This window comes from Achromobacter maghribensis (assembly GCF_057334215.1).
The window spans coordinates 19,240-29,384 of record NZ_JBHFII010000022.1 but is presented as its reverse complement, the minus strand read 5'-3'; the positions used below and the strand labels follow the sequence as shown (position 1 = coordinate 29,384).

Genomic DNA, 10,145 nt, shown 5'->3' with positions numbered 1-10,145 from the left:
ACCTTGATGCGCCCGAGGGAATCTGAAGGCAGCGGCCGTAGGCCGCAACGAAGATGACGAGAGGGCAGTCCGGAGCGAAGGCTCCGGACCGCAATCGTGGGCGCGCGCCACCCACCCGACCCCGGCGACGAGCGTCCCACGAAGATTCAAAGACGTCCCAAGAACACCTAAAGACGCCCCAAGAACACCCGCCCTACAGCAACTTCCCCGGATTCATAATCCCCGCCGGATCCATCACCTTCTTGATCTCCCGCATCAACCTCAACTCCACGGCATCCTTGCTATGCAGAAAATGCTCCCGCTTCAACTGCCCGATCCCGTGTTCCGCTGAAATACTTCCGCCATAGCGATTCACTTCATCCAACACCGCATCCGTGATCGCCGCACCATTTACCGCCACCCAATCCCTGTCGGCACCTGCCGGACGTGAGAGGTTGTAGTGCAGATTACCGTCGCCGAAGTGGCCGAAAATGAACGGGCGGATATCGGGGTACAGCGCGCGCACGCGTGCCTCTGCCGACACCATGAACTCCGGGATGCGTTCGATCGGCAGCGACACGTCGTGCTTCAGGTGCGGGCCATCCGCGCGCTGTGCTTCCGAGATTTCTTCACGCAACTTCCATAGCGTCTGCAACTGCGACAACGACGCCGACACCGCGGCGTCCAGGCACAGGCCGCGTTCCAGCGCCGTGCCGATCACGCTTTCCAGCAGCGTCGTCAGGCCCGCCTCATCGGCCGTGTCGGCCAACTCCACCAGCACATACGCCGGATAGCGCTGATCGAACGGTTCCTGCACCCCTTCGGCGTGCGTCAGCACCAGATCCAGGCAATCGCCCGAAAAGTACTCAAACGCCTGCAGGCGCGCGCCGCACTGCTCGAACAGAATCTCGAACAACTGCAGCGCCTGCGCAGGCGACTCGACGGCCGTCAGCACCACCGAACGCACATCGGTGCGCGGAAACAGGCGCAACGCCACCGCCGTGATCACGCCCAGCGTGCCTTCGGAGCCGATCAGCAACTGCTTCAAATCGTAGCCCGTGTTGTCCTTGCGCAGCGTGCGCAGGCCATTGAAGATTTCGCCCGTGGGCAACACGGCCTCCAGGCCCAGCACCAATTCGCGCGCCATGCCGTAGCGCACCACATTGACGCCGCCGGCGTTGGTCGCAACGTTGCCGCCGATCTGGCTGGAGTCTTCCGCCGCCAGGCTCAACGGCAACAGGCGCCCCGCGTCCTGCGCGGCGCGGCGCAGATTGCCCAGGATGGCGCCGGCTTCGGCCACCATCGTGTTGGCCACGGTATCGATGGAACGCACGGCATTCATGCGGTCCAGGCTAAGCACCACGTTCTTCGCGCTGCCGTCCGGCGTCGCGCCGCCGCACAGGCCGGTATTGCCGCCACGCGGCACCACCGGCACGCCCTCCTGCTGGCACAAGGCCAGGCAAGCGGCAACGTCGGCGGTGGTGCGCGGGCGCACGACGGCTTGGGCATGGCCGTTGTACAGGCCGCGCCAGTCGGACAGCCACGGAGCGATATCCGCGTCAGCGGTGTAGACGGTGTCGGGGCCCAGGGCCTGGGTCAGGCGTTGCGTGAAGTCGGATGCGCTCATGGTGTCTGCGTTGCCGCGAAAAATAAGGGATCGAGTTGCAGGCGGCGAGCCGCCTGCTGCAAATGGAAGACCGCCGCCTGGCGGGCCTGTTCGGGATTGCCCGCGCGGATGGCCTCGAACACGGCGACGTGTTCCTGGTGCACCGCCGCGGTCAGTCCCTCTTGCAGACGGCTGTTGGACCGTGCGGTGCGGACCGCCAGCCGCAACTGCAGATTCAAGTACTGCAACAGGTCCTGGTAGGTATTGTTGTGCGTGGCCGCGGCGATGGCAATGTGGAACGCCACATCGTGTTCCACGCCGTCGTCGGGATGGTCAAGATGGGCCTCCAGGCTGGCGAGCGCCTGCGCCATGGCGCTCAGGTCGGCGGCATTGCGCCGCAACGCCGCCAACGCGGCCGCGCCCCCTTCCAGCTCCATCCGCAATTCGTAGACGCCGGCCAATTGGCCACGGTCCACGCCGATGCCGCTGGACACCTGAAAGCCCTGGCTGCCAGTGCGCGACACCACGGTGCTGCCCGAGCCCTGCCGGCTTTGGATCATGCCCTGGGCGCGCAGGCGCTCCGTCGCTTCCCGGATCACGGCGGCGCTGACGCCGTATTGGCCGGCCAGAATCCGGCCGGACGGCAATTTGGCGCCGACCGGGTGCACGCCATCGGCAATGTCGGTGGCGATCTGGCGGGCGACCTGTTCGGTCAAGGTCAGGGTCTTGGTCAGCATGCCCGGATTATAGGCCAGATTTTTCAGGTTATCTGATAACTTTCAACCCAATCCGCCCCAGCTGCCGGCGCATGCGCCCCGTTCAAATGGTGGCGGGTTCTCCGCTGGCCCCTGCGGACGCCGTGGCGTCGACATCGCCGCCCCCGACGATTTCGCAGCAACGGCCGCCCCGCGCCTTGGCGCGGTACAACGCGGCATCCGCGGAATCCAGCGCGGCCTGCGGGCTGCGATTGGCGCCAGAAATAATCGAAATGCCGATCGAAAGCCCCACGCTGACCCGGGTGCCGTCCGCCAGCGAGATGGGCTGAGAGGCGTCGTGTAGCAAGTGTTCGCCCAGTCGCAGCGCCGCCGTGGCGTCGATGCCCGTCACCAATACGATGAATTCGTCGCCCCCGATCCGGGCGGCAACGTCGTCCACCCGCAGCATGCCGCGCATGCGCTGGGCGACGGTGGTCAATACCTGATCACCCGCCGCGTGGCCGTAGGTGTCGTTGATGCGCTTGAAATCGTCCATGTCCATGTACAGCAGCGCGACATGGCTGTCGTGCGCCCGCGCGCTGGCGCAGACGCGCTCCAGCGCCACCTGCAGCCCCGTCCGGTTGGCCAGGCCCGTCAGCGCGTCTTCGTTGGCGCGCCGTTCGCTGTCGCGTTCGGCCAGCATGGTGGACACCAGGATGCGGTTCAGCCGATGCGACGCGACGCTCATGCTGACCAGGTAGAACGGAATCTGGATGAAGACGATGGCGGTGACATATTCGCCGGTGAACAGCGCGCCCAGGCACATGGGGCCCAGGCTCAGGAAGATCATGGCGCCGACCAGGCGGGGCGCGCCGTAGTTGCGAAAGCAGATGCCGCCTGCCATCGCGCCGCATGACACCCCGGCCAAGGTGGCGGCCAGCCAATCCCCATTGAGGAAGGTAATGAACACGCCATAGCCCACGCTGAACGCCCACAGCAGCGCCAGCACGATGTAGAGGTCGGTATGGGTGTTGCCGCCCTTTGGCGCGGCGCGCAAGGCGGCGCGCAGGATCGTGACCCGGACGATGGCCAGCACCACCTCCAGCGCCAGCCACGAGATGTACAGGGGCTCGGGGCGGCGCCAGGTGACCACGCCCGAAATCATCAGGGTATTGATGACGCCACCGGCAAAGATGGGCAGCGTGCCGAACAGGCTGGCGATCAGCGCCGCGCGGATATCCGCGGGCGTATCCTGGCCGGCGTGCGTCAACCAGCGCGTCAGGCGCCACTTGGGCAAGCTGAACTTCAGTCCTGTGTCCACGCCGTCACGTCCATCGCCATTACCTGTATTGAGTAGGCTGGCTGGCGTTATAGCAGGTATTTCAAGCCTTTAATATTGTCCCCAAGGGCAATAAGCCCCCGGCGCAAAACGAATTTCTCGCCTGGCGCCTGGGCCGGCCTCAGTGGTCGCGATGCCCGCAAACCGCGCATTCGGGGTCGCGCTGGACGTTGACGCTGCGCCACTGCATGGTGCGGACGTCAAGCCACAGCAAGCGGCCGGACAGGCTTTCGCCCACGCCGGACAGCAGTTTCAGCGCTTCGGCCGCCTGCATGCTGCCGATGATGCCGACGACCGGGGCGAAGACCCCCATCGTGGCGCAGTTGGCTTCTTCGACGTCGTCCGCTTCCGGGAACAGACAGTGGTAACAGGGCGCGTTGTCATCGCGCAGGTCGTACACGCTGACCTGGCCGTCAAAGCGGATGGCCGCGCCGGACACCAGCGGCTTGCGGTGTTGCACGCAAGCACGGTTGATGGCGTGGCGGGTGGTGAAGTTGTCGGTGCAGTCCAGCACCAGGTCGGCGGCGGCGACGGCGTCGGACAGCGACTGGTCTTTCAGGCGTTCGACCCGGGCATGCACCTGCGCCTGCGGATTGAACGCCGCCAGCATGTCGCGCCCGGACTCGGCCTTGGGGCGGCCGACGCTGGCGGTGGTGTGGAGGATCTGGCGTTGCAGGTTGCTGAGTTCGACGATGTCGTCGTCAGCCAGGGTGATGTCGCCCACGCCGGCGGTGGCCAGGTAGAGCGCGGCGGGTGAACCCAGTCCACCCGCCCCAACGATGAGCACACGCGCCGCCAGCAGTTTTTCCTGCCCTTCGATTCCTAGCTCGTCCAGCAGGATGTGGCGGGCGTAGCGCAGCAGTTGCTCGTCGTTCATTTGTCCTTGCTGGGCTCGACTCCGGTCGGCGTGATCTTCATGCGCGTGGGCGTGCCGCCGCCGGCCTTGGCGTCAGCCTTGGCCTGTGCACGGGCCGAGCCCTTTTGCACCGGCTTGCCGGCCAGCACGTTCAGCGCCTGCTGCAACTGGAAGTCGTCCTTGCCGCCGAATTCGAACACCTTGGTCGGGACGTCGACGTTGTCCTGCTCGGCATTGGACTTCACTTCGTTGGACGTGCCCGGGTTGGACAGGTGGCGCTGCAGGTCGGCTTCGCGCGGCAGGCGGAACAAGTCGCCGTCGGCCGTATCGGCAACGACGTAGTCCGGTTCGATGCCGGTCGCCTGGATGGAGCGGCCGTTGGGCGTGAAGTAGCGCGACGTGGTCAGCTTGACCGCGGTGGTTTCGGACAGCGGCAGGATGACCTGCACGGAGCCCTTGCCGAAGGTGCGGTTGCCCAGCACCTTGGCGCGCTTGTGGTCTTGCAGCGCGCCGGCCACGATCTCGGAGGCCGAGGCCGAACCCACGTTCACCAGCACCACCATCGGCACGGTCTTGGTCCAGGCCGGCAGGCCGGACAGGTAGTTGCTTTCACCACGAGCGTATTCCGACGGCGTGGCCAGGTACTTGTGGCGGGCGTCGGGCGTGCGGCCGTCGGTGGACACCACCAGGGCGTCGGCCGGCAGGAAGGCGCCGGACACGCCGATGGCGCTGGTCAAGAGGCCGCCCGGATCGTTGCGCAGGTCCAGGACCAGGCCCTTGAGCGGCTCTTTGGCGCCCAGGTCCTTCAGTTCCTTGGCCAGGTCCGAACCGGTCTTTTCCTGGAACTGCGCGACGCGGATGTAGCCCACGCCGTTGTCCAGCATCTTGCTGCGCACGCTGCGCACCTTGATGATGTCGCGGACGATCTTCAGCACGATGGGCTGGGGACGGTCGGCGCGCATGATGGTCAGCGTGATCGGCGACTTGGGTGCGCCGCGCATGAGCTTGACCGCGTCGTTCAGGGTCATGCCCTTGGTGGGCGTGTCGTCGATCTTGATGATCAGGTCGCCGGCCATGACGCCAGCGCGCGCGGCGGGCGTGCCTTCGATCGGCGAAATCACCTTCACGAAGCCGTCTTCGGCGCCGACTTCGATGCCCAGGCCGCCGAACTCGCCTTGCGTGGCCGTCTGCATTTCGCGGAAGGCGTCGGCATCCAGGTAGGCGGAATGCGGGTCCAGGTTCGAAACCATGCCGGAAATGGCATTGTCGATCAGGGTTTTGTCGTCGACCGCCTCGACATAGTTGTTCTTGATGGCGGCGAACACGCTGGTCAGTTGCCTGAGCTCGTCCAGTGGCAAGGGACTGCCGCGCTGGGCGACGGCTGTCACTCCAACACTAAGCAATACGCCAGCCACCGCACCGATGGCTATCAGACCGAAACCGCGAAACTTGCGAGTGCCCATGCACACTTCCCGAATTTTGTTTTCGCCGATGGGGTTTGGTAATTCACCAACGGTTATTTACCAACGACAATTTTGCCAATGCCCCTACTGGGCCAGCCACTGGGCCGGATCCACAGGAGCGCCACGATGGCGAATTTCAAAGTATAGGCCGGATTCCACTTGGCCGCCGGTTGCCCCTACCGTAGCAATAGTATCGCCACCTGTCACTGAATCTCCCACTCGTTTGAGCAGACTTTGGTTGTAAGCATAGACCGTCAGGTACTGCTGGCCATGATCCACAATGATGAGGTTGCCAAAACCGCGCAGCCACTCGGCGTAGACGACGGTGCCCGGAGCCACCACTTTGACGGGGGTGCCTTCCGGCGCGCGCAGCACCACGCCACGCCAGACACCGCCGTCCGGGCGGTCGACCCCGAAACGGCCTTGCACCTGCCCGCGTACCGGCATGGCCAGGCCATGCTTCAAGCCGTTGCCCCCGCCCAGCGGCACGGCGCGAGTGGTCTGCTGGGCCGATGCGGTGCGGGTTGGAGTGGTTTCGGGTTCGGCGGGTTCCGCCTTTTTGGGAGAATCCGCAGGTTTCGTCGATGGCGGCGGCGTGTCGGCCGGATCCGTCAGGCGGGTGTGGCGCTGTTCAGCCGGGCGTAATCCGGCGGCGTCCGGGTCGGCCACGGCGACGGGGCCGCGATTCTGGCGCGACGCCGTCTCGACTTGTTCGCGGGCCTGGGCCGCTTCCTGGGCGTCGCGGCTGTCGCGATCGCGCCGGGCAGCGGCGTCGGCCGCCAGCTTGCGGTCTGCCTCGGCCTTCTTGCGGGCTTCGTCCGCGCGGCGTTGCGCCTCGGCGCGCTTCTTGGCGTCTTCGGCCGCGCGGCGGGCTTCTTCCACCCGGCGCGCCTCTTCGGCCTTCCTGCGCGCCTCTTCGGCTTTGCGGGCTTCTTCGATCTGCTTGGTGATCGCCGCGTCCAGGTCGGTGATCAGGCGCGACAGGCGCTGATCGTCGCGGCCCAGCTTGTTGGCTTCGGCGCGCTGGGCGGCGATCTGCCCTTCCAGTTGCGCCAGCAGCGTGGCGCGCTCTTTCTGCTGGCCGACCAGGGCGGTCTTCTGTTCGGAGGTTTCGGCCACGACCTTTTCGATCTCGCCGCGGCGGGCATCGGCACGCGCCTGCAAGGCGGCCAGGCGGTCGATGTCGGCCCGCAGCGCCTGCACGGCATTGGCGCGGGCCTGCGACACGTAATCCAGGTAGCCGAGGTTACGGCCCAGCACCTGGGGATCGTCGCCGGACAGCAGCGCCGTCCAGGGCGACACGCCGCTGGTGTATTGGGTGCGCAGTTGATCGGCAAGCTCGGTGCGGCGCTTTGCCAGCACGGCCTCTTGCGCGCCAATCTGCTTTTCCAGGCTGGCCAGGTCGGCCTGCGCCTGGCGGTTGGCCTCGCCCAATTCCCGCAAGCGCAGGTTGATCCTGGAAATCGAGGACTCCGACTGCTTGAGCGCGTCGGCCGCTTCCTTGCGGGCGGCCTCGCGGCCGTCGATGTCCTTTTGCAGGTTCTCGATGCGGTCGCGCAAGGCGGCCTGCTGGCGTTCGGCGTCGGACTGGCGCCCGGCAAGGTCGTTGGGGGCCGCGCGGGCCGACAACACCCCACCTGCCAACATGACCGCCAACAACAACCCTGCCGTGTGACGCATAGAAGGACCTGCTCTCACCGGAAGGAGCCTCGCACAAACTGGAAATCGGAGGCCAGGCCAGGCGTGGCCGACGCCGCGCGGCCTGCACCACGCAAGGTGGCCACCACGACGCCTGGCGCCCGAGTGCCAGCCTGCCCGGAGGGTGATTGCGCAATCATGCGGGGTTCCATCTGGTGTGAACGGGTCCTTTTAGTCCTTCTTGGCCTTGCCTTGGGCGGCCACGGCAGCCATGGCCGCCTCGATCTCGGCGGCATCGCCCAGATAATAGTGGCGGATGGGGCGCAGGTCATCATCCAATTCGTAGACCAGCGGCTGGCCGGTCGGAATATTGAGGTTGACGATGTCGTCGTCGGACACATTGTCCAGGTGCTTGATGAGCGCGCGCAAGCTGTTGCCGTGGGCGGCGACCAGCACCTTGCGGCCCGAGCGGATGGCCGGGGCGATGGATTCGTTCCAGAACGGCAGCACGCGGGCCACGGTGTCTTTCAGGCACTCGGTGGCCGGCAGCTGGTCGGCCGGGATCTTGGCGTAGCGGCTGTCGAAACGCGGATGACGCTCGTCGTCCAGCGACAGCGGTTCCGGGGCGATGGCATAGGCGCGGCGCCAGACCAGGACCTGCTCGTCGCCGTACTTGGCGGCGGTTTCGGCCTTGTTCAGGCCTTGCAGCGCGCCATAGTGGCGTTCGTTCAGGCGCCAGTTCACGCCCACGGGGGTGTACATGGCGTCCATGGCGTCCAGCGCGATCCACAACGTGCGGATGGCGCGCTTGAGCAGCGACGAATAGGCCAGATCGAAGGTGTAGCCCTCTTTCTTCAGCAATTCTCCGGCCTTGCGGGCCTGTTCACGGCCGGTTTCGGTCAGGTCGACGTCGGTCCAGCCGGTGAAACGGTTTTCCAGATTCCATTGGCTTTCGCCGTGGCGCATCAGAACAAGTTTATGCATGGTTTGGCACGCTTTCCGCGCGGGTTAAAGTTAGGGGATGGTTAAAGAATGCGCTCATTTTATAATTGAGTGATTTTGCCCTTGATTTTGCCCCGGCGCACCCGTCCATTTCCCTGGCGCGGCCCCTGAGGCGACGCCAAGGGTTCGCCCCTACCAGGCTTGTCGCCGTACTTCAGGATGCCCCGTGGATCTTCTGCAATTCTTGCTCGATAAAAATAACGTCTTCATCGTCGCCGTCGCCGTGATCTCCGGCGTGATGCTGGCCATTCCCGCGCTCCGCAAGGGGCGCAGCGGCTCGGCCGTCAGCACCGGCGAGGCCATCCAGATGGTCAACCAGCGCAATGCCGTGTGGGTCGACGTGCGTCCCGCCGAGCAATTCCAGGCCGGCCATATCGCCCAGGCACGCAACTTGCCGGCCGCCGACATCGAACAAAAGGCCGCGTCGCTGCCCAAGAACAAGCCGCTGGTCGTGGTTTGCGACAATGGCCGCGATTCCGCCCGTGCCGCGGCCAAGCTGCGCGCGCAAGGTTTCACCGACGTCGTGCCGCTGGATGGCGGCATGCGCGCCTGGTCGGCCGCCAGCCTGCCGGTTACCCAGAAGGGTTGAACCGGGGCGCCCGTCCCCTTTCTTCAAACCCGAATCGCAGGAGCGCCTATGAATAAAGTTGTCATGTACAGCAAGGACTATTGTCCTTACTGCGCCCGCGCCAAGGCTCTGCTCGAGCAACGCGGCGTGACCGACCTGGAGATCATCCAGATCGACCGCGACCCGTCCCAGCGCGATGTCATGATCGAACGTACCGGCCGGCGCACCGTGCCGCAGATCTTCATCGGCGATACCCATGTCGGCGGTTGCGACGACTTGATGGCCCTGGACCGCTCGGGTGGCCTTGCCCCCTTGCTGAACGGCTAATCGCCCTCTCTTTTGCCCCCTCCACCAACGGAAACACTCATGGCTGATCAAGACCAAAACACCCAGCAAGAAGGCGGCAACGACGCGCCCTCGTTCAATCTGCAACGCGTCTACCTGAAAGACCTTTCGCTGGAAATGCCGAACGCGCCTCACGTCTTCCTGGAGCAAGAAGCGCCCCAGGTCGAAGTGAGCATCACCGTGGGCGGCCAGCGTCTGGCGGAAACCGTGTTCGAGACCACGGTCACCGTCACCGTCACCACCCGCATCAACGATAAGGTCGTGTACCTGGTCGAAGGCACGCAAGCCGGCATCTTCGAAGCCGCCAACATTCCGGAAGAGCAGCTGGATCCGCTGCTGGGCATCGTCTGCCCGACGATGCTGTACCCGTACCTGCGCGCCAACATCGCCGACGCGATCACCCGCACCTCGATGCCGCCGCTGCACCTGACGGAAGTCAACTTCCAGGCCCTGTACGAGCAACGCCTGGCCGAACTGCAACAGCAGCAAGGCGCGACCAACGGCAATGGCAACGGCAGCGACTCGGGCATCATTCTGCCCCCCAGCGCCACCCGCCAGTAAGCACGCCGCGCCCCGATGAACAATCCCACAGAGCCGCGCCTGCGCGTTGCCGTCCTGGGTGCGGGAAGTTGGGGCACCGCGCTGGGGGGGGGG

General features: G+C 65.5%; 10 protein-coding genes. 3 read left to right on the top strand and 7 right to left on the bottom strand.

The window, feature by feature from the left end; all coding sequences use genetic code 11:
* Positions 1-193: 193 nt before the first annotated feature.
* The 7 genes from ACE039_RS09465 to gpmA all read right to left on the bottom strand — a co-directional run bounded on the left by ACE039_RS09465 (position 194) and on the right by gpmA (position 8,560).
* Positions 194-1,606, bottom strand: coding sequence for an FAD-binding oxidoreductase (locus ACE039_RS09465; protein WP_105555961.1), 1,413 nt, complete (start codon positions 1,604-1,606; stop codon positions 194-196).
* On the bottom strand, positions 1,603-2,322 hold the full coding sequence (locus ACE039_RS09460; protein ID WP_485822212.1) for a FadR/GntR family transcriptional regulator: 720 nt from the start codon (positions 2,320-2,322) through the stop codon (positions 1,603-1,605). The genes ACE039_RS09465 and ACE039_RS09460 overlap by 4 nt, the downstream gene beginning before the upstream one ends.
* A gap of 82 nt (positions 2,323-2,404) precedes the next feature.
* The gene (locus ACE039_RS09455) at positions 2,405-3,601 is read right to left on the bottom strand and encodes a diguanylate cyclase domain-containing protein (protein ID WP_485822211.1); all 1,197 of its coding nucleotides are present in this window, start codon (positions 3,599-3,601) and stop codon (positions 2,405-2,407) included.
* A 139-nt stretch (positions 3,602-3,740) separates the two neighbouring features.
* A complete protein-coding gene (locus tag ACE039_RS09450) occupies positions 3,741-4,496 on the bottom strand; it encodes a HesA/MoeB/ThiF family protein (RefSeq protein WP_448708774.1) in 756 nt (251 codons plus the stop codon).
* The gene (locus ACE039_RS09445; protein WP_105555957.1) at positions 4,493-5,938 is read right to left on the bottom strand and encodes a S41 family peptidase; all 1,446 of its coding nucleotides are present in this window, start codon (positions 5,936-5,938) and stop codon (positions 4,493-4,495) included. Before ACE039_RS09445 ends, ACE039_RS09450 begins: the two co-directional genes overlap by 4 nt.
* 84 nt (positions 5,939-6,022) lie before the next feature.
* A complete protein-coding gene (locus tag ACE039_RS09440; RefSeq protein WP_485811263.1) occupies positions 6,023-7,618 on the bottom strand; it encodes a murein hydrolase activator EnvC family protein in 1,596 nt (531 codons plus the stop codon).
* A gap of 189 nt (positions 7,619-7,807) precedes the next feature.
* Positions 7,808-8,560, bottom strand: coding sequence for a 2,3-diphosphoglycerate-dependent phosphoglycerate mutase (gene gpmA, locus ACE039_RS09435; RefSeq protein WP_105555955.1), 753 nt, complete (start codon positions 8,558-8,560; stop codon positions 7,808-7,810).
* Positions 8,561-8,744: 184 nt separating this feature from the next.
* Between gpmA and ACE039_RS09430 the strand changes: the two genes are divergently transcribed.
* The 3 genes from ACE039_RS09430 to secB are packed head-to-tail and all read left to right on the top strand — an operon-like array spanning position 8,745 to position 10,052.
* Positions 8,745-9,167 (top strand): rhodanese-like domain-containing protein, encoded by a 423-nt coding sequence (locus ACE039_RS09430; RefSeq protein ID WP_199196740.1) that lies wholly within the window; start codon positions 8,745-8,747, stop codon positions 9,165-9,167.
* A 48-nt stretch (positions 9,168-9,215) separates the two neighbouring features.
* Positions 9,216-9,473 carry a glutaredoxin 3 gene (gene grxC / locus ACE039_RS09425; RefSeq protein WP_088588734.1) on the top strand — a complete coding sequence of 86 codons (258 nt, stop codon included), beginning with the start codon at positions 9,216-9,218 and terminating at the stop codon, positions 9,471-9,473.
* 39 nt (positions 9,474-9,512) lie between these two features.
* Complete coding sequence (secB, locus tag ACE039_RS09420) at positions 9,513-10,052, top strand: protein-export chaperone SecB (RefSeq protein WP_310035309.1); 540 nt, start codon at positions 9,513-9,515, stop codon at positions 10,050-10,052.
* The last annotated feature ends 93 nt before the right edge of the window (positions 10,053-10,145 follow it).